Origin of the sequence: Streptomyces venetus (assembly GCF_039540295.1) — a bacterium.
In the GTDB taxonomy this organism is placed as follows: Bacteria; Actinomycetota; Actinomycetes; order Streptomycetales; family Streptomycetaceae; genus Streptomyces; species Streptomyces venetus.
Genome location: NZ_BAABET010000004.1, coordinates 679271 through 701535 on the forward strand (window position 1 = coordinate 679271; position 22265 = coordinate 701535).

2 protein-coding genes and 1 pseudogene are annotated in these 22265 nt (G+C 73.2%); all 3 read left to right on the forward strand.

What is annotated here, in order from left to right; genetic code table 11:
- Positions 1 to 62 precede the first annotated feature (62 nt).
- The 3 genes and pseudogenes from ABEA82_RS16775 (at position 63) to ABEA82_RS16785 (ending at position 22227) form a co-directional block, all read left to right on the forward strand.
- The gene (locus tag ABEA82_RS16775) at positions 63 to 11843 is read left to right on the forward strand and encodes an SDR family NAD(P)-dependent oxidoreductase (RefSeq protein ID WP_425588528.1); all 11781 of its coding nucleotides are present in this window, start codon (positions 63 to 65) and stop codon (positions 11841 to 11843) included.
- Positions 11844 to 11893: 50 nt separating this feature from the next.
- Positions 11894 to 16606 (forward strand): annotated as a pseudogene (locus ABEA82_RS16780) (type I polyketide synthase); the annotation flags it as partial.
- Positions 16603 to 22227 carry a type I polyketide synthase gene (locus ABEA82_RS16785; RefSeq protein ID WP_345662288.1) on the forward strand — a complete coding sequence of 1875 codons (5625 nt, stop codon included), beginning with the start codon at positions 16603 to 16605 and terminating at the stop codon, positions 22225 to 22227. The pseudogene ABEA82_RS16780 and the gene ABEA82_RS16785, both read left to right, overlap by 4 nt.
- The last annotated feature ends 38 nt before the right edge of the window (positions 22228 to 22265 follow it).

Genomic DNA, 22265 nt, shown 5'->3' on the forward strand with positions numbered 1-22265 from the left:
TTTCCAAGGAAACCGATCAGTGAGGGGTCATGGCCACTTCGCCGGACAAGATCGTCGATGCCCTGCGCGCGTCCATGAAGGAGACGGAACGGCTCCGGCGGGAGAACCAGGACCTGGCCGCCACCAGGCACGAGCCGATCGCCATTGTCGGAATGGGCTGTCATCTCCCGGGCGACGTACGAAGCCCCGAGCAGTTCTGGCAGCTCATCGCCTCGGGCGGCGACGCCGTGTCCGAGTTCCCGACGGACCGGGGCTGGGACCTCGACGCGCTGTTCGACCCTGACCCCCACCGCTCCGGCACCGTGTACACGCGCCACGGCGGTTTCCTCACCGATGTGGCCGGATTCGACGCGGAGTTCTTCGGGATCAGTCCCCGCGAGGCGGTGGCCATGGACCCGCAGCAGCGACTGCTGTTACAGACCTCGTGGGAAACGCTGGAGCGAGCCGGAATCGATCCGACGACGCTGCACGGCAGCCGTACGGGTGTGTACATGGGAACGGCGTTCCAGGACTACGCGACGCGCGTCCGGCCGGCCGATCTCGGGGAATACGAGGGGTATTTCCTGACCGCGGGGGCGGCGAGCGTGCTGTCCGGCCGCATCTCGTACACGCTCGGCCTGGAAGGCCCCGCGGTCACCGTCGACACCGCCTGTTCGGCCTCGCTGGTGGCGATCCACGCGGCGTGCCAGGCGCTCCGCCGGGACGAGTGCTCCCTCGCGCTGGCCGGTGGGGTCACCGTGATGACCACGCCCGCCCAGTTGCAGGGTTTCAGCCGGCAGCGCGGACTGTCCGCGGACGGGCGGTGCCGGTCCTTCGCGGCGGCCGCGGACGGCACGGGACTGTCCGAGGGCGTCGGTGTCCTGCTGCTGGAGCGGCTGTCCGACGCCCAGCGGCTCGGCCACCGGGTTCTGGCCGTGGTCCGCGGGAGCGCGACGAACCAGGACGGCGCGAGCAACGGCCTGGCCGCGCCGAACGGCCCCTCCCAGCAGCGGGTGATCCGTCAGGCGCTCTCTGACGCACGGCTGTCCCCGCAGGACATCGACGCGGTGGAGGCCCACGGCACCGCGACCACCCTGGGCGACCCGATCGAGGCACAGGCGCTGCTGGCCACGTACGGCCAGGACCGCAGCGAACCCCTGTGGCTGGGCTCGGTGAAGTCCAACGTCGGGCACACGCAGGCGGCCGCCGGAGTCGTCGGCGTCATCAAGATGGTGCTGGCGATGCAGCACGGCGTACTGCCGCAGACCCTGCACATCGACGAGCCGACGCCGCACGTGGACTGGTCGTCGGGACACCTGGAACTGCTGACCCGCGCGACCGACTGGCCGGACACCGGACGGCCCCGGCGCGCCGGGGTGTCGTCCTTCGGTATCAGCGGCACCAACGCCCATGTGATCCTGGAGCAGGCGCCCACGGACGACTCCGCCCCTGCCGAACCCGCCGCCACACCGCTGCAGACCGTGCCGTGGGTGCTGTCCGCGCGGAGCCGGCACGTCCTGGTGGACCAGGCGCGCAATCTGCTGGCCTGGCTGGAGGACCGCGGCCCGCTCGGCCCGGCCGATGTCGGGCACGCGCTCGCCACCACCCGGCCGGCCTTCTCCCACCGAGCCGCCGTTGTCGCGGGAAGCGGCGATGAGCTGGCCCAGGGACTGGCGGCGCTGGCCGAGGACCGTCCCGATCCGCGGGTCGTCCTCGGCACGGCGACCCCCGGAAAGCTCGGGTTCCTCTTCACCGGCCAGGGCAGCCAGCGCGTGGGCATGGGACGCGAACTCCACGCGTCCTCACCGGTGTTCGCCGAGGCGTTCGACGCGGTGTGCGAGGCGCTGGACCCGCATCTGGACCAGCCGCTGCGTGACGTGGTCTTCGGCGCGGCGGACACCGAGGGGCTGCTGGACCGGACCGAGTACACCCAGCCGGCTCTGTTCGCGCTGGAAGTCGCCCTCTTCAAGCTGCTCACGCACTGGGGTGTCCACCCGGACCAGGTGGCGGGCCACTCCATCGGTGAGGTGTCCGCCGCCCATGTGGCCGGGGCGCTCTCACTGCAGGACGCGGCGGCACTGGTGGCGGCGCGGGGCCGGCTCATGCAGGCCCTGCCGGAGGGCGGCGCCATGACCGCCGTACAGGCCACCGAGGAAGAGGTGCTGCCGCTGGTGGCCGAGCACGCCGACCGGATCGGGCTGGCCGCGGTGAACGGCCCGTCCTCCGTGGTGGTCTCCGGTGAGACCGAGGCCGTGCGCCAGGTCGCCGCCCACTTCGCCGCCGAGGGGCGGAAGACGAAGGAGCTGGTGGTCAGCCACGCCTTCCATTCGCCGCTCATCGACGCCATGCTGCCGGAGTTCCGGCGCGTCGTCGGCGGGCTGTCCTTCCACTCCCCCACCATCCCGATCGTCTCGACGCTGACCGGCGAGGAGATCACGGCGGAGGAGATCCGCGAGCCGGAGTACTGGGTACGCCACGCCCGCGGGACCGTACGGTTCGCGGACGCGATACGCGTCATGGAAACCGACGGCGTCCGCACCTTCCTGGAACTGGGCCCCGAGGGTGTGCTGTCGGCCATGGGCCGGGACACGCTCACCGCGGCGGACGTCGACCTGACCCCGGTGCTGCGCTCGGACCGGGGCGAGGAACTCGCCGTCACCACCGCGCTGGCCCGGCTGCACACCCGTGGTGTCGAGGTCGACTGGGAGGCGTTCTACGCCACCTCCGGCGCGCGGTGGTGCGAACTGCCCACCTACCCCTTCGAGCGCCTCCGCTACTGGATGGCCACCCCGTCGTCGTCGGCCGTGGTGACGTCCGCGGGGCTGGCCGCGGCCGACCACCCGTTGCTCGGCGCGGTGGTGTCGCCGGCCGACGACGAACTGGTCTTCACCGGACGGCTTTCGACGGGCACCCACGGCTGGATCGCCGATCACCGGGTGTTCGGCCAGGCACTGCTTCCCGGCACCGCCTTCCTCGAACTGGCCCTGCACGCGGGTGAACGCGTCGGCCTCGACCGTGTGGACGAACTGACGTTCCACACACCTCTCGTCCTCCCCGAACGGCATGCGATCACCTTGCAGGTGCGGGTGGCCGCCGTGGACGAGTCCGGGCGGCGATCGCTGGACGTGCGTTCCCGGCCGGACGGGTCGGCGGACGACGAGCCGTGGACGTTGCACGCCACCGGGATGCTCGCACGAACCGGCGCCCCCACGGCCGAGGACCTGACCGTGTGGCCCCCGCACGGCGCGGAGGCCGTGGATGTCACCGGGCTCTACTCCTCGATGGCGGAGACCGGCCTGGACTACGGGCCGGTGTTCCGGGGGCTCAGGGCGGCCTGGCGGCGAGGTGACGAGCTGTTCGTGGAGGCCGGCCTGCCGGACGACGCCGGGGCCCAGGATTTCGGTGCGCACCCCGCACTGCTGGACTCGGCCCTGCACGGGGTCGCCCTGGGTGTCGTGGCACCCGGATGGGACCGGGCCCTGCTGCCGTTCGTCTGGCGTGGTGTCACCCGGTACGCCGTGGGCGCCGCGGGCCTGCGCGTGCGGCTGGCACCGGCGGGCGAGGACGCGGTCTCCGTGCTGGCCGCGGACGAGACGGGCGAACTCGTGCTGTCGGCCGACGCGCTGGTGCTGCGCCCGGCGTCCCCGGACCGGATCGGCGCGCCCGGCACCGCCACTCACGACCGGCTGTTCCAGCTGAGTTGGGAGACGCTTCCCCCTTCGGCTGCCCGGAGTGCGGCCTTGACCTTGGCTGTCGCGGGCACCGGCGCGCAGGAGCTGGCCTCGCGTCTCGCCGGTGTGTCCGCCGGTGTCTTTTCGGACCTGGACGCGCTGGCCCGGGCGAGCGAAGCACGGCAGCCGGTCCCCGATGCGGTGCTGGTGCCCTGGCTCGCGGAGAGCGGGCCCGAGTCCGGCCGTGCCGACGCGGTGCGGTCGGCTGCCCACCGGGCGCTCGAACTCGTGCAGTCATGGCTGGCTGACGAGCGGTTCGCCGACAGCCGGCTGGTGATCGTGACGCAGCGGGCCGTCGCCGCGGGTGCGCAGGACGTGCCCGATCTGGCGCACAGCGCCGTCTGGGGCCTGGTGCGCACGGCCCAGTCGGAGAGCCCCGGCCGCTTCGTCCTGGTCGACGTGGACGGGCGGGAGGCCTCGTACGGCGTGCTGGCCGAGGCCGTCGCGTCCGGTGAGCCTCAACTGGCCTTGCGGAACGGCGAACTCAAGACCCCCCGGGTGGAGCGGCTGCGTTCGGACAAGGCGCTGTCCGTGCCGGCGACGCCGACCTGGCGGCTGGACGTCGAGGCCGGCGGGACCCTGGACGACCTCACCCTGGTCCCCCATCCGGAGGCCGCGAAGCGGCTGGCCGCCGGTCAGGTGCGGGTGTCGGTCCGAGCGGCCGGGCTGAACTTCCGTGACGCGCTGAACGCTCTGGGCATGTATCCCGGAGAGGCCGGCCCGCTCGGTGTGGAAGGCGCCGGAGTGGTCACGGAAGTGGGCCCCGGCGTCACGACGGTGGCGCCCGGCGACCGGGTCCTGGGCCTGATCTTCGGCGGGATCGGCCCGGTGGCCGTGACCGACGAGCGCATGGTCGCGAAGATCCCGGGCGGCTGGTCCTTCGCGGAGGCGGCATCCGTGCCGGCCGTCTTCCTGACCGCGTATTACGCGCTGTCCGCCCTTGCTGACCTGCGCCCCGGCGAGTCGGTGCTGGTGCATGCCGGAACCGGTGGCGTCGGCACGGCCGCCGTACAGCTGGCCAGGCATCTGGGCGCCGAGGTGTACGCGACCGCCGCCCCGGCGAAGTGGGACGCGCTGCGGGCGATGGGGCTGGACGACGCGCACATCGCCTCCACCCGGACGGTGGAGTTCGAGGAGAAGTTCCGGCGGACCAGCGGCGGCAGAGGCGTGGATGTCGTCCTGGACTCCCTGGCGGGCGAGTTCGTCGACGCGTCCTTGCGGCTGCTGGCTCCGGGGGGCCGGTTCCTGGAGATGGGCAAGACCGATGTGCGTGACCCCGAGAAGGTCTCGGACGAGTACGCCGGGGCGTTCTACCAGGCGTTCGACCTCGTCGACGCGGGGCCGGACAGCATCCGGACGATGCTGTCGGAGCTGCTCGGACTGTTCGAACGTGGTGTGCTGCGCCTGCCGCCGGTGACCGTCTGGGACGTGCGCCATGCGGCCGAGGCCTTCCGGTTCATCAGCCAGGCACGGCACATCGGCAAGGTGGTCGTGACGGTGCCGTCGGGTTTCGACCCGGCGGGGACGGTGCTGATCACCGGCGGAACCGGCGCGCTCGGCTCGGCGGTGGCCCGCCGGCTGGTGGAACGGCACGGTGTGCGGCACCTGACGCTGGCCGGCCGCCGGGGTGCCGCGGCTCCCGGCGCGGACGGCCTGGTGGCCGAACTCACCGCGCAGGGGGCCGAGGTGACCGTGGTGGCCTGTGACCTCACCGACCGTGCCGCGGTACGGCGGCTGCTCGACTCCGTGCCCGCGGATCACCCGCTGACCGGCGTCGTGCACACGGCCGGGGTGCTGGACGATGGCGTGCTGGCGTCCTTGACCCCCGAGCGGCTGGACACCGTGCTCCGCCCCAAGGCGGACGCGGCGCTGCTCCTCGACGAGCTCACCCGCGACGCGGATCTCGCCGCGTTCGTCCTGTTCTCCTCGACGGCCGGTGTGCTCGGCGGGGCGGGGCAGGCGAACTACGCGGCGGCCAACGTCGTCCTGGACTCCCTGGCGAGTCGGCGCAGGGCCGCGGGTCTGCCTGCCGTCTCCCTGGCCTGGGGACCGTGGGAGGACTCCGGCAGCATGCTCGGCGGGCTCGGCGAGGTGGACCTGGTCCGGCTCGGCCGCACCGGCCTGGTGCCCCTGTCCGACGACGAGGGACTGGATCTCTTCGACGCCGCCGTCGCGACGGGCGAGGCAGCCGTCGTCCCGGCCCGGGTGGACGGCTCGGTGCTGCGCCGGGCGTCGGCCGACGAGGTCCCGTACATGCTCCGGGCCCTCGCCGGGAAGCCGCGTCGGCGGGCCGCCCGTGCGGCAGCGGGGTCCGCCGCGGCCGTGGCGCTGCGGGACCGGCTGGCCGCCGTGTCCGAGGCGGAGCGGGACCAGCTCCTGCTCGACCTGGTGCGTACCCACGCGGCGACGGTGCTGGGGCACACCGACCACGCGCGGGTCTCCCCCGACATCGCCTTCAAGGAGGTGGGCTTCGACTCGCTGACCGCCGTCGAACTGCGCAACCGTCTCAGCGGTGCCACCGGAAAGCAGCTGTCGTCGACCCTGATCTTCGACCACCCGACGCCCGTCCTGCTGGCACGGCATCTGCGAACCGAACTGCACGGCGCCGAGGCGGACCGGGCAGCGCCCGTCGTCTCGCCGGCGCCCGCGCCCGTGGACGACGACCTGATCGCGATCGTGTCGATGAGCTGCCGCTACCCCGGCGGCATCGCGACACCGGAGGACCTGTGGCGACTCGTCATGGACGAGGCCGACGTGGTCAACCCGTTCCCCTCCGACCGCGGGTGGGACGTGGAGAGCCTGTTCGACCCCGAGGGCCGTCGGCCGGGAACGACGTACGTGCGCGTGGGCGGGTTCCTCGACGACGCCGCCCGGTTCGACGCCGAGTTGTTCGGGATCAGCCCGCGTGAGGCTCTGGCCATGGACCCCCAGCAGCGGCTGCTGCTGGAGACCTCCTGGGAGGCGCTGGAGCGGGCCGGCGTCGACCCGACGTCCCTCAAGGGAAGTCCGGTAGGTGTCTTCGTCGGGGCGGCGTCCCAGGGTTACCCCTCGGATCCGCGCCAGGCTCCCGAGGACCTGGGCGGCTATCTGCTGACCGGAAGCACGGCGAGTGTCATGTCGGGTCGTATCGCCTACGCCTTCGGCGTCGAGGGGCCCGCCCTGACCATCGACACCGCCTGCTCCTCCTCGCTCGTGGCGCTGCACATGGCGGTGCAGGCCCTGCGGCGGAACGAGTGCTCTCTCGCCATGGCCGGCGGGGCCGCCGTCATGGCGACCCCCGACATCTTCCTGGAGTTCAGCCGTCAGCGGGGGCTGGCCCCGGACGGCCGTTGCAAGGCGTTCGCGGAGTCCGCCGACGGCACCGGCTGGGGTGAGGGCGTCGGCATGCTCCTGCTGGAGCGGCTGTCGGACGCACAGCGCAACGGCCACCCGGTCCTGGCGGTCGTCCGCGGCACCGCGATCAACTCCGACGGAGCCAGCAACGGCCTGACCGCGCCGAACGGCCCCTCCCAGCAACGGGTGATCCGGCAGGCACTGGCCGACGCCCGCGTGCCGGCCGCGGACATCGACGTCGTGGAGGCGCACGGGACGGGCACCAAGCTGGGCGACCCGATCGAGGCACAGGCCCTGGCGGCGACGTACGGGCGGGCGCGGGACAAGGACCGTCCGCTGCGCCTGGGCTCGGTGAAGTCCAACATCGGGCACACGCAGGCCGCCGCGGGGATCGCCGGCGTCATCAAGATGGTGACGGCGATGAAGCACGGGGTGCTTCCCCGGACACTGCACGTCGACCGGCCCACGCCGGAGATCGAGTGGTCGGGGAGCGGGCTGTCGCTGCTGACCGAGGCCGAGCCGTGGCCCGAGACCGGCCGGCCACGGCGGGCCGCGGTCTCCTCCTTCGGGATCAGCGGGACCAACGCCCACGTGATCATCGAGCAGCCCCCGTCCGTGGCCGACGAGCCCCGGGCCGACGCCCCGGCGCCGGCCGCGCCGGCCTCACCTCCGGCCCTGCCCTGGATCCTGGCGGGGAAGACCACCGAGGCGCTTCGCGCGCAGGCCCGCCGGCTGCTCTCCCACCTCGGCGACGAGTCCGGCTTCGATCTGGCGGGCGTCGGCCGGTCGCTGGCCACGACACGCGCCGCTCTCGACCAGCGCGCCGTCGTGGTCGGGGACGGGCGGCAGAGCATGCTGGCCGGACTGGCCGCGCTCGCCGAGGGCCGCGACGCGGACTCGGTCGTCCGGGGCGAGGCACGGAGCCGTGGGAAGACCGTGTTCGTCTTCTCCGGTCAGGGTTCGCAATGGCCGGGCATGGCCGCGCAACTGCTCGACGACTCCGAGGTGTTCGCCACCCGGATCCAGGAGTGCGAGGCCGCCCTGGCTCCCTTCGTGGACTGGTCCTTGACGGGTCTCCTGCGCGGCGCCGAGGACGCGCCGTCCCTGGACCGGGTGGACGTCGTCCAGCCCGCGCTGTTCTCGGTCATGGTGTCGCTGGCCGCTCTGTGGCAGTCCTTCGGCGTCCGGCCGCACGCGGTGATCGGCCACAGCCAGGGGGAGATCGCCGCCGCCTGCGTCGCCGGGGCGCTGTCACTTCAGGACGCGGCCCGCGCGGTGGCGCTTCGCAGCAAGGCACTGGCCGCGATGTCCGGCCAGGGCGGCATGGTGTCGGTCGCGCTGGGCGAGGACGACGTGTCCGCGCTGGTGGCCCGGTGGGAGAACCGACTGTCCGTCGCCTCGGTCAACGGCGCGTCGTCCACAGTCGTCTCCGGCGCCCCGGACGCGTTGGAGGAACTGGTGATGCGCTGCAAGGCCGACGGGATACGGACGAGGACGCTCCCGGTGGACTACGCCTCGCACTCCCCGCAGGTCGAGCAGGTCCGCGAGCGGCTGCTCCGGGAACTGGCGCCCGTCACCCCGAGGCCCGCGGAGATCCCCTTCTACTCCACGGTCACCGGCACGGAGCTGGACACCACCGAACTGGACGCCGCGTACTGGTACCGCAATCTCCGGCAGACCGTCCATCTGGAACGAGTGACCCGCCTCCTCCTCGAGCACGGGTTCGATGTCTTCGTCGAGGCGAGTCCGCACCCCGTACTGACCATGGCGCTCCAGGAGACCGTGGACGCCGCGCACGTCACCCACGCGCTGGCGGTGGGTTCGCTGCGCCGCGGCGACGGAGGACTGCGGCGCTTCCTCACCTCGGCTGCGGAACTGCACGTCGGCGGCGTCCCGGTGGACTGGTCGGGTGCCTTCCCGGGACAGCGCTCCGAGCCGACCGAGCTGCCGACCTATCCGTTCGGGGGCGAGCGGTACTGGCTGCAGCGTTCCAGCGGGCCCGGAGACGTCACCTCGGCCGGTCTGGGGCGGAGCTCTCATCCGCTGCTCAGCGCCGTGGTCTCGCTGCCCGGCTCGGCCGGCACGGTTCTGGCCGGACGACTGTCCACGCGGACCCAGCCCTGGCTCGCGGACCACACGGTGCTGGACACGGTCCTCTTCCCGGGCACCGGGCTGGCCGAACTGGTCCTGCGCGCCGCCGAGGAGACCGACTGCGACACGGTCGAGGAACTCACCCTCCTGGAGCCCCTGATCGTCGACAGGGACGGCGGCGTCCAGCTCCGGGTGATGGTCGAGGAACCGGACGGGGCGGGCCGCCGCTCCGTGGAGGTCCACTCACGGCCGGAGGACGCCGACGAGGACACACCGTGGCTGCGTCACGCCGTCGGTGTGCTCGGCGTCCGCGGCGACGCGCCCGCGGCCCCGATGCCCGAGTGGCCACCTGCGGACACGGAACCGGTGCCGCTGGACGACGGGTACGCGGTGCTCGCCGCGGCCGGACTCGGCTACGGGCCTGCCTTCCAGGGGTTGCGTACGGTCCGGCGGCGCGGCCAGGACCTCTTCGCCGAGGTGAGCCTCCCGGATCAGGACCAGGCCCGGCACTACGGAGTGCATCCCGCCCTCTTCGACGCCGCGCTGCACGCGGTCGTGCTGGGCGGCCTGGTGGCGCACTCCGGTGAGCCTGTGCTGCCGTACGCCTGGGAGGGGGTCTCCCTGTATTCCACGGGCGCGGCGTCGCTGCGGGTCCGGCTCTCGCCGACGGGCACCGACACCGTGTCCCTGACGGCGACCGACGCGTCCGGCACACCGGTGCTCTCGGTGGATTCGCTGAGGGTGCGGCCCGTGCCGCCGGGACGCATCGAGAACGCCCGTGGCGGGCAACGCCGTTCGCTGTTCCGGATCACCGGCGAACAGCTCGTCCTGCCGACGGCTCCGGCCCCTGCGGCGGGCACCCGGGCCGTTCTGGCACCGGACGGCCTGCGGCCGTTTGCTGCCGACGAGCCGTCCGGCACCCGGTGGGACGAGTACGACAGTCTGGACGCGCTGGCCGGCGCCGTCGCCTCCGGGGCCTCGCTGCCCGACGTGGTCCTGGTGCCGTGCTGGGACGGTCCTCGGCAGGACACCGACCGGGCCGAGGCCGCACGGGCGGCCGTACACCGTGCTCTCGCGCTGACGCAGAGCTGGCTCGCCGACGACCGGTTCGCCGCGTCGCGGCTGGTCTTCGTCACCCGTCAGGCCGTGGCGGCGGACGACGACGCGCCGCACGACCTCCGGCACGCCCCGCTGTGGGGCCTGGTGCGGTCGGCGCAGTCGGAGCACCCCGGCCGGTTCGGCCTGGTGGACGTCGACGACGACGCCGCGTCACTCCGGGTGCTGCCGGCGGCGCTGTCGTCGGGCGAGCCCCAACTGGTCGTGCGCGCAGGGGTGGTGCGCGCGCTGCGTCTCGCCCGCGTTCCGGCGGCCGCCGTGGAGCCGGGCGACGTGCCGCGGTTCACGCCCGGCGGCACCGTGCTGATCACCGGTGGGACGAGCGGGCTGGGCGCGCTGGTCGCCCGTCATCTGGTGGCCCGGCACGGTGTGACCGACCTGCTGCTCACCAGCCGCAGTGGTAGTGCGGCGGCGGGCGCGGCCGAGCTGGAGGCGGAGCTCGCCGCTCAGGGAGCACGGGTCACGGTAGCGGCCTGTGACGTGGCCGACCGGGAGGCCCTGGCATCGGTCCTCGGCCGCATCCCCGCGGACCATCCGCTGACGGCGGTGGTCCATGCCGCCGGCGTACTGGACGACAGCGTGCTCACCTCGCTGACGCCTGAGCGGGTCGACGGGGTGCTGCGGCCGAAGGTGGACGGCGCGCTGAACCTGCACGAACTGACCCGGGACGCGCCCCTGTCGGCCTTCGTGCTCTTCTCCTCGGCCGCCGGCGTGCTGGGCACCGCGGGACAGAGCGGATACGCCGCGGCGAACGCCTTCCTGGACGCGCTCGCGCACAGCCGGCGGGCCGAGGGGCTGGCGGGGTCGTCCCTGGCCTGGGGGATGTGGGAGCAGCGCAGCGGTCTCACCGGCGGCCTGTCGGACGCGGATGTGCGGCGGATGGCTCGCTCCGGGGTCGGACAGCTTCCCACTGACGAGGGTTTGGCGCTGTTCGACGCGGCGCTCGACGCCCCGGACCCGTTGCTGGTGCCGATGAGGCTCGAGCCGGCGGCGATGCTCGCCGAGGGCGAACCGGAACTGGTGCCCGCGGTGCTGCGCGCGCTGGTCCGGGTCAAACGGCGTCGTGGCGGCACGGACGACGTCCTGCCGTTCGCCGAGCAGGTGGCCGCGCTCCCGGCCGAGGAGATGGACCGGGCGTTCCTGCACCTCGTACGGCAGCAGGCGGCCACGGTACTGGGGCTCGCCTCCCCGGACGCCGTACAGAGCAGCAAGGGCTTCCTCCAGATGGGGTTCGACTCCCTGACCGCGGTCGAACTGCGCAGCCGGCTCGGCGCGGCCACCGGGCTGCGGCTGCCGGCGACGCTGATCTTCGACCATCCCACACCGGAGCGAGTCGCCCACCATCTGCGGGAGCAACTCTTCCCGGACGACCGGGGACTCACCGCCCCCGAGGCCGAGGAGAAGAAGCTCCGCGAGGTCATTGCCGCGATTCCGATGGCCCGGTTGCGCCAGGCCGGTCTGCTGACGGCCCTGCTCGGGCTCGCCGAGGCAGACGGCGAGGCGGAGCCGTCGACGAGCGGTGCGACTCGGGAGTTCGACGAGATGAACGTCGACGACCTCGTGCGAGCGGCCTTCGACGGGGACAAGTCCTGATCTTGGATGCGATGGAGGGAGGGATCATGACCACATCGTCCGAAGCGGTGGTCGAGGCCCTACGGGCTTCGTTGAAGGAGAACGAGCGGCTGAGGAATGCCGTGCGTGCGGCGGTCGAGCCGGTGGCGATCGTCGGGATGAGCTGCCGGTACCCGTCCGGTGTCGACTCTCCCGAGGAGCTGTGGGACCTGGTCCTGGACGGCCGGGACGCGGTGTCGGGGTTTCCGGGCGACCGCGGCTGGGAGCTGGCGTCACTCTTCGCCGCCGACCCCGATCAGCCGGGAACCTCGTACACGAGGGAAGGCGGATTCCTCTACGACGCCGCGGAGTTCGACGCGGGGTTCTTCGGCATCTCGCCGCGTGAGGCCCTCGCCATGGACCCGCAGCAGCGACTGTTGCTGGAGACGTCCTGGGAGGCCGTCGAACGAGCCGGCATCGACCCGCTGTCCCTGCGCGGCAGCAGGACCGGTGTCTTCGCCGGGGTGATGTACCACGACTACGGCTCCCGGCCGGGCCTGGCGTCCGAGGAGGTGGAGGGCTACCTCGGCACGGGAAGCGCGGGCAGCGTCGCCTCCGGCCGGATCTCCTTCACGCTGGGCCTGGAGGGGCCCGCGGTGACGGTGGACACGGCGTGCTCGTCGTCGCTGGTGGCACTGCACCTGGCGACCCAGGCACTGCGGCGGGGCGAGTGCTCGCTGGCCCTCGCCGGCGGCGTGACGGTGATGTCGACCCCGTCGACGTTCGTGGAGTTCAGCCGGCAGCGAGGGCTCGCCCCGGACGGGCGCTGCAAGTCCTTCGCCGACTCCGCGGACGGAGCCGGGTGGAGCGAAGGCGCCGGGGTGCTGCTCCTGGAGCGGCTGTCGGACGCCCGTCGCAACGGGCGGCACATCCTCGCCGTGGTGCGCGGCAGCGCGGTGAACCAGGACGGCGCGAGCAGTGGGCTGACGGCGCCGAACGGGCCGTCGCAGCAGCGGGTGATCCGGCAGGCGCTCGACGACGCGGCCCTGTCGGCCGCGGACATCGACGTGATCGAGGGACACGGCACCGGCACGCCGCTCGGCGACCCGATCGAGGCCCAGGCGATCCTGGCGGTCGCCGGCCGCGATCGTGAACGCCCGCTCTGGCTCGGCTCGGTGAAGTCGAACATCGGCCACACCCAGGCGGCCGCGGGCATCGCCGGTGTCATCAAGATGGTGATGGCGCTGCGGCACGGTGTGCTGCCCAGGACCCTGCACGTCGACGAGCCCTCGACCCAGGTGGACTGGTCGGCCGGAGCGGTGGAGCTGCTGACCGAGACACGGCAGTGGCCCGACCTCGGACGCCCGCGCCGCGCGGGGGTGTCGTCCTTCGGTATCAGCGGCACCAACGCGCATGTGATCGTGGAGGAGGCCCCGGCCGCCGACCGGGGTGGCGCCGATGAGCGCCCGCCCGAGGCCGAGGACGTCCCGCTGCCGTGGCTCGTGTCGGCCCGCGGCGAGGGCGCGCTGCGGGCTCAGGCCGAGCGGTTGAGCCGGTACGTCGAGGGCGGCCGTGCCCTTCGCCTCACCGACGTGGCGTACTCGCTCGCCACGACCCGGTCGGCGTTCGAGCACCGCGCGGTCGTCGTCGCGGCGGGCCGTGCCGAGCTGGCACACGGCCTGCGCCGCCTCGCCGAGGGTGAGCCGCCCGCCACGGGCGCGCGCGGCACGGTGTCCGACGGCAAGCTGGCGATCCTGTTCACCGGTCAGGGCGCGCAGCGGGTGGGCATGGGACGGGACCTGTACGCGCGGTACCCGGTGTTCGCCGACGCCTTCGACGCGGTGTGCGCCGAACTGGACCGGCATCTCGGCCGGCCGATCCGGGACGTGGTCTTCGGCGGCCCCGGGACCGACGGGCTGCTCGACGAGACGGCCTGGACCCAGCCCGCGCTGTTCGCGGTCGAGGTCGCGTGGTACCGGCTGGTGGAGTCGTGGGGCGTGCGACCCGATTTCGTGTCCGGCCACTCCATCGGCGAGCTCACCGCGGCGCACGTCGCGGGGGTGCTGTCGCTCGCGGACGCGGCCACCCTGGCCGCGGCCCGGGGCCGGCTGATGCAGGCGCTGCCGCGAGGCGGTGCGATGACCTCGGTGCAGGCGGCCGAGGACGAGGTGGCGCCCCTGCTGGCGGAGCGGTCCGGCCGCGTCGGGCTCGCGGCGGTGAACGGTCCCTCCTCGGTGGTGGTCGCCGGTGACGAGGACGCGGTCGCGGAAGTGGCGGCGCACTTCGCCGGCCGGGGACGGAAGACGAAGCGGCTGCGGGTCAGCCACGCGTTCCATTCGCACCGTATGGACGCGATGACCGAGGACTTCGCCGCCGTGGTGCGGGGCGTGTCCCTGAAGGCTCCCCGGATCCCGGTGGTGTCCGCGCTGACCGGCGCTCTGGTGACGGCCGAGGAGCTGTGCACGCCGGCGTACTGGGCGCGGCACGCGCGGGACACGGTCAGGTTCCTCGACGCGGTCCGCACGCTTCAGGCCGAAGGCGTCACCACGGTCCTGGAACTCGGTCCGGACGCCGTGCTCGCGGCGATGGGCCAGGAGTGCGTCGACGGCGGCGACATCGTCTTCGCCGCGGCCTCGCACCGGGACGAGGACGAGCAGCGGACCCTGCTGGCGGCACTGGGACAACTGCATGTACGGGGCGCCGGGGTGGACTGGGCGGGCGTGCTCGCCGGTACCGACGCCCGTAGGGTGCCGCTGCCGACCTACGCCTTCCAGCGCCGCCGCTACTGGCTCGAGGCCTCGGGCGGCGACGGGGCCTCGGCCCGGGTCGACGATCACCGGTATCGCGTCGACTGGGCGCCGCTGACCACGACCGCCACGCCCCAGGTGTCCGGCCGTTGGCTGATCGTCTCACCAGCGGATGCCGAGAGCCCGAGGGACGAGCTGTCGGCGGCATTGCGGCGCGCAGGGGCGAGCGAGGTCGTCCTTCTGAGCGTCGATGCCCGGACCGGGACCGACCGGGCGGTTCTCGGTCGCCGGCTGCGCGAGGCCGCCGGGGAGCGGCCGCCTGCGGGTGTGGTGTCCCTCCTGGCGGTGGACGAACAGCCGTTGCCGGAAGGATCCCCCCTGACCAACGGCCTCGCCACCACGGTGGTGTTGGGGCAGGCGCTGGGCGACGCCGAGATCGACGCCCCGCTGTGGTGTCTCACCCAGGGTGCGGTGGCCGTCGGCGCCGACCTGGTACGGCGCCCGGCGCAGGCGGCCGTGTGGGGGCTGGGACGGGTGGCGGCGCTCGAATGGCCGGAGCGTTGGGGCGGCTTGATCGACCTGCCGGAATCGGTGGACGAGGCCGCGCTGTCCCGCCTCGTGGCCGTCCTCGGCGAGCCGGGCGGCGAAAGCCAGCTGGCCGTGCGTGCCGACGGCGTTCTCGGCTGCCGTCTGGTGCGCTCCCCCTTGGCCGAGACACCGGTACGGCGCGTCTGGCAGGCCACGGGCGCTGTCATGGTGACCGGGGGGACGGGTGGCCTCGGCGCGCAGGTGGCCCGGTGGCTGGCCGGCCGGGGCGTCCCGCACCTGGTCCTGCTCAGCCGCCGGGGGTACGACGCCCCCGGCGCGGCCGAGTTGGACGCCGAACTCACCCGGATGGGCAGCAAGGTGACCATCGCGGCATGCGACATCACCGACCAGGACGATCTGCGCCGGGTCGTCGAGTCGCTGCCCGCGGACCATCCGGTCACCACCGTCGTGCATGCGGCCGGCGCGATCCATGAGGAGAAGCCGCTGGCGCGGTGCGACCTCACCGAGATGGCCGAGGTGCTGTCCGGCAAGCTCGCGGGTGCCAGGACCCTCGACGCCGTCTTCGACGGAACGACCGCCGGGCGGTCCCTCGACACGTTCGTCCTGTTCTCCTCCGGAGCCGGGCTGTGGGGCAACACCGGGCAGGCGGCGTATGCGGCGGCCAACGCGTTCCTGGACGCCCTGGCGAGCTTCCGCCGTGCCGGTGGACGCGCCGCGACCTCGGTCGCCTGGGGAGCGTGGGGCGGTGGCGGAATGGCCGACGGAGCCGGCGATCTGCTGCTCAGGCGCGGCGTACCGCTGATGGCACCGGAGACGGCCCTCGCGGGTCTGCAGGCGGCGCTCGACCGCGACGAGACCGCCACGGCCTTCGCCGCCATCGACTGGGAGCGGTTCGCGCCCGCGTACAGCACGTCCCGATCGCGCGCGCTTCTGAACGACCTGCCCGACGCGCAGCGCGCCCTGCACGGCGAAGACGGGCCCGGGCGCGCCGGGGCACTGCGGGAGCGTCTGGCGTCCTTGCCCGTGGACGAACAGGAGGGGCTCCTTCTCGACCTGGTGCGCACCCACGCGGCCGCCGCCCTCGGGCACCACACGGCGGAGGACGTCCGCGCCGCGTCGGCGTTCCAGGATCTCGGGTTCGACTCGATGGCTTCGCTGACGCTGCGTAACCGGCTCAACGAAGCCACCGGTCTGGCTCTGCCGACCACCGTGGTCTTCGACCACGCCACCCCGGCCGCGCTGGCCCGGCACCTGCGCACGGAGGTCTTCCCCGACGGTGCGGAGGCCGACTCGGTCCTCGCCGACGTGGACCTGCTGGAGGCGGCGGTCGACGCGATGGAGGCCGACGACGAGGCGCGCGCCCGCGTCGTCGCACGGTTGCGGACGCTGCTGTGGAAATGGGACCAGCCCGACCTCGTCACCAGCGAGGCGACGGGTGGGGACGCCCTGATGCTGGCGACCGACGACGAGATATTCGACATCGTCAACAAGGAGCTTGGAATCTCGTGACCAGCCCTGAGGACAAACTTCGCCAGTATCTGAAGCTCGTCACCGCCGAGCTCCGCCAGACGCGCGCCCGTCTGGACCACGTCGAGCAGAAAGAGCACGAACCCGTAGCGATCGTGGGTATGGGATGCCGGTTCCCCGGACACGTCGAGTCTCCGGAAGAACTGTGGCGCGTGGTCCGCGACGGGGCCGACCTCGTCTCCGGGTTTCCGGAGGGACGCAACTGGGACCTGGACGGCCTGTACGACCCGGAACCGGGTCGCCCGGGAAAGAGCTACGTGCGTACCGGCGCCTTCCTCGACGACGCGTCGGGGTTTGACGCGGAGTTCTTCGGAATCAACCCGCGCGAAGCGCTCGCCATGGATCCGCAGCAGCGGTTGTGGCTGGAGGTCACCTGGGAGGCGCTGGAGCGGGCCGGTATCGATCCGACGTCCTTGCGGGACAGCCGAACCGGGGGCTTCGTCGGGATGACGCACCAGGGGTACGCGTTCCCCTCCCGGTTGGACGCGGGCGACGAGGTCGCCGGTTACCGGCTGACCGGGAGCACCGCGGCCGTGGTGGCAGGACGGGCCTCCTACGTGCTCGGGCTGACCGGTCCCGCGGTGACCGTCGACACCGCCTGCTCGTCGTCGCTGGTGGCGCTGCATCAGGCGTGCCAGGCGCTGCGCTCCGGGGAGTGTTCCCTGGCGCTGGCGGGCGGAGTGACCGTGATGTCCACCCCGAATGCCTTCGTGGAGTTCAGCCGGCAGCGCGGTATGGCCGCGGACGGCCGGTGCAAGCCGTTCGCCGCGGCCGCCGACGGCACCGGCTGGGGCGAGGGCGCCGGAGTCCTGGTGCTGGAACGGCTGTCGGACGCGCGACGCAACGATCACCCGGTGCTGGCCGTCATCCGCGGCTCCGCGGTCAACCACGCGGGTGCCGGCAACGGGCTGACGGCCCCCAACGGCCCGTCCCAGGAGCGGCTGATCGAAGCGGCGCTGGACAGCGCCCGACTGTCGCCGGCCGAAGTCGACGCGGTCGAGGCGCACGGGACCGGGACCACGCTCGGTGATCCGATCGAGGCCCGGGCGCTGCTGGCGACGTACGGCCAGGGGCGCGCGGAGGACCGGCCGCTGTGGCTGGGCTCGGTGAAGTCCAACATCGGCCACACCCAGGCGGCCTCCGGTGTCGCCGGGGTGATCAAGATGGTGATGGCGATGCGGCACGGGGTCCTGCCGCGGACCCTGCACGTCGACGAACCGACACCGCACGTGGACTGGTCGGCCGGCGCCGTCCGGTTGCTGACCGAGAACCGCGCATGGCCCGACGACGACGGGCCGCGCCGCGCCGGCGTCTCGTCCTTCGGGGTCAGCGGCACCAACGCACACGTCATCCTCGAACAGGCGCCCCAGGAGAGCTCCGTCACCGACGAGTCCGCCACGGGCAGGGGTGCGGCCCCGTCCGTCGCGCCGGCACTGCCGTGGGTGGTGTCCGGCGCGAGCCACCAGGCGCTGCGAGCGCAGGCGGAGCGGCTGGCCGCCTACGCGGACGCCCATCCGGAGGTGACCGACGCGGACATCGGCCACTCCCTCGCGACGACCCGGGCCGTCTTCCCGTATCGGGCGGTCGTGGTCGGCTCCGGCAGGAGCGAACTGGTAGGGGCGCTGGGGGCGTTGTCCCGGGGTGAGGAGTCCGCCGCGGTCGTCTCGGGCCGACCGCGGCGCGACGGGGAGGACGCCGGTGCCGGGGGCCGGCGGTGGAAGACCGTGTTCGTCTTCCCCGGCCAGGGTGCGCAGTTCGCCGGCATGGCCGCCGGTCTGCTGGACTCCTCCCCCGTCTTCCGGGATGCCATGGAGGAGTGCGCCGCGGCGCTCGCGCCGCATGTGGACTGGTCGCTGATCGACGTGCTGCGCGGGTCGGACGCCGACTGGCTGGAGCGGGTGGACATCGTCCAGCCGGCGCTGTTCGCGGTGATGGTGTCGCTGGCGGCCCTGTGGCGCTCGGTGGGTGTGGAGCCGGACGCGGTGGTGGGCCATTCGCAGGGCGAGATCGCCGCCGCGTGCGTGGCGGGTGTCCTCTCCCTTCAGGACGCGGCCCGCGTGGTGGCCGTACGCAGCAAGGCACTGCGGTCGCTGGCCGGTCGGGGCGGGATGGTCACCGTCGCCTTGGGCGAGGCCGAGGCCGCGTCCCTCATCGAGTCCTGGGGCGACCGGCTGTCGGTGGCAGCGGTCAACAGCCCTTCCTCGGTGGTGGTGTCCGGCGACGGGGAGGCACTGGAGGGCCTCATGGCCCGGTGTGCCGAGGACGGCGTGCGGGCACGCCGTGTCCCGGTGGACTACGCGTCGCACTCCCCGCAGGTCGAAGAGGTGCGCGACGAACTGCTGGAGGCACTCACCGGTGTCCGGTCCGCCTCCCCTCGGACGGCATTCCTCTCAACGGTCACGGGCACCCGCCTGGAGGCCGGTGACCTCCGGTCGGACTACTGGTACCGCAACCTTCGCCGGCCCGTGCGGCTGGAGGAGGTCACCCGGGAACTGGCCGAGAGCGGTTACGACGTCTTCCTCGAGATCAGTCCTCATCCGGTACTGGCGGTCCCGGTTCAGGAGACCGTGGAGCACGCCGGGGCGGACGACGTGCTCGTCACCGGATCGCTGCGCCGGGACGACGGAGGGCTGGACGGCTTCCTGCGGTCGGCGGGCAGGCTGTACGCCCACGGGGTTCCGCTCGACTGGTCCCGGATGTTCGCGGGCGCCGGCGCCCGTCGGGTGGAGCTGCCGACGTACGCCTTCCAGCGGCGAAGCTACTGGCTGGACGACGGCGACGCGGGCGCGGACCTCTCGGCGACGGGCCTCACGCCGGACGACCATCCGCTGATCAAAGCGGTCGTCGTCACCGCGACGGGGAACGGTCTGGTGCTCAGCGGGCGGATATCGACCCGTGCCCAACCGTGGCTCGCCGACCACGCCGTGCACGACACCGTCCTGCTGCCCGGCACCGCGTTCCTCGAACTGGCGCATCACGCGGGCAGGTTGCTGGGCGCCGGGCAGGTCCGGGAACTGACCGTCCAGGCTCCGCTGATCCTGCCCGAGGAGGGCGAGGCAACCCTTCAGGTGGTGGCGGAGAGCCAGGGCGAGGACTGGTCGGTCTCCGTGCATTCCCGGGTCCGGGACGACGAGCCCTGGACGCGGCACGCGACCGGTGTCCTCGTCGCCGAAGCGCCCGCCACCGCCCCGGAGACCGGGACGTGGCCGCCCGAGGGCGCGGTCGCGGTCGACGTGAGCGATCACTACGTCCGGCTGGCCGACCAGGGGTACGAGTACGGGCCGGCCTTCCAGGGACTGCGAGCGGCCTGGCGGCTCGGGGAGGACGTCTTCGCCGAGGTGTCTCTGGACGAGGCGCACCTCTCCGACGCCGAGTCGTTCGGTCTGCACCCCGCACTGCTGGACGCGGCCTTGCAGGCCGTCGCACTGATCGGCCCGGACGACGGCACGGGGCGGCCGGAACGACCGGCGGCTCGGCTGCCCTTCTCGTGGACCGACGTGTCACTGCGGGCGCTCGGGGCCTCCGCGCTGCGGGTACGGCTGTCGCCCGCGGGGACGGACGCGGTCACGCTCACGCTCACCGACCCGTCCGGGAACCCGGTGGCCTCGGTGGGCTCGCTGGCTCTGCGGCCGGTCGATCCCGCTCAGCTGGGCTCCGCCCGGTCGGCCCGGAACAACGGGCTGTTCCGGCTCGCCTGGACTGCCGTGCCCGCCGGGCGGTCCGTACCGCCCGGGAGGTGGGCCCTGGTGGGTCCCGTTCCCGGCTTCGAGGAGCCCGCGGACACGCGGTCCACGGACGGGCACACCGAGGTGCGCCGGCACCACGATCTGGCCGCGCTGGGTGAACACATCCGTTCGGGTGCAGCGGCGCCCGACATCGTGGTGGCCTCCTGTGCCCCGGACTCCGCTGCCGTCGGGAAGGAGTCCGTCCACGAGACGGCGGGGCGGGCCCTGAGCCTGCTCCAGTCCTACCTCGCCGACGAACGCCTCGCCTCGTCACGGCTGGTCCTGCTGACCCACGGCGCGGTCGCGACACAGGCGCAGGACGTCCCGGACAGCGCGCAGGCGGCCGTCTGGGGCCTGGTACGGACAGCTCAGACGGAGCACCCGGACCGATTCGTCCTGGTGGACACGGACACCGGCCGCGCGTCCCCCGGACGGTTGGCCGCAGCGCTGGCCACCGGAGAGGCGCAGATCGCCATACACGCCGACGAGGTCCTGCTGCCCCGGCTCACCAAGTCCGGCGGGCCGGTGGAACAGCGCGACGCGCAACGGCCGTTCGCCGACGGAACCGTCCTGATCACGGGTGGCACCGGAATGCTCGGCAGCCTCGTCGCACGTCATCTGGTCACCGACCACGGCGCCTCACGACTGCTGTTGGTGAGCCGTCAGGGCTCCACGGCCCCGGGTGCTGCGGAGTTGGTGTCGGAGCTGTCGGCGCTCGGGGCCGAAGCGGAGGTGGCCGCCTGCGACGTGGCCGACCGGGACGCCCTGGCGGCGACGCTGGCGCGCATACCCGCGAGCGCCCCGCTGACCGCGGTGATCCACACCGCCGGGGTGCTGGAGGACGCAGTGGTGACCTCCGTGACACCCGACCGGCTGAGCCGCGTCGTCCGACCGAAGGCCGATGCGGCCGACCATCTCGACACGCTGACCCAGGGGACGGACCTCTCCGCGTTCGTGTTGTTCTCGTCGGCATCGGGGACCCTCGGGACGGCCGGGCAGGGGGTGTACGCCGCGGCGAACGCGGCCCTGGACGCGTTGGCACAGCGCCGCCGGGCGAGCGGTCTGCCGGCGGTATCGCTGGCCTGGGGCTTCTGGGAGCAGGAGAGCGCGATGACCGGGCACCTCGAGGAGGCGGACCGGGCCCGGATCGCGCGTTCCGGAATGCAGCCGCTGTCGTCGGAACAGGGCCTGGAACTCTTCGACCTGGCCCTGACGTCCGGTGAGGCGGTGCTGGTGCCCATGCGGATCAACACTGCGGCGCTGCGGGCGCAGGCCGCCTCCGGCGTCGTCCCGCCGGTCCTGCGCGCACTGGTCGCGCCGGCCGCGCACAAGTCGGCGTCGCCGGGGCTCCCCGGGGCGAGCGCCGGGGAGCCGACCGTGCTCGAAGGGCTGGACGCCCTTTCCGAGGGCGAGCGCGAGCGGGTCCTGCTGAACCTGGTGTGCTCCACGGTGGCGACGGTGCTGGGGCACCGGTCCGCGGACGACATCTCCGACACCCGGGGCTTCCTGGAGATGGGCTTCGACTCACTGACCGCGGTCGAGCTGCGCAACCGGCTCGCCGCGGCCATCGGGCTGCGCCTGCCGACCACTCTGGTGTTCGACCACCCCACACCGCGTGCCGTCGCCTGCCACCTGGGCACGCTGCTGGTCGGCGACGAGGACCGCACGGCGGACGCCGTCATCGCCGACCTCGACCGGCTGACGGACGACCTGCGCGCACTGCAGGACCAGGAGCGGGAACAGGCGGTGGCACGCCTGTCGGAGCTGCTGGCCGAGCTGAACGGGCGACCCGACCCCGCCTCGGGCCCGGAGCTCGACACCGCGACCGACGAGGAACTCTTCGACCTGGTCGACAACCGCTTCCTGCATGCGAAGTGACCGGCCGTCGGGCCGACTGGACGGGAAGGAGCGGAACG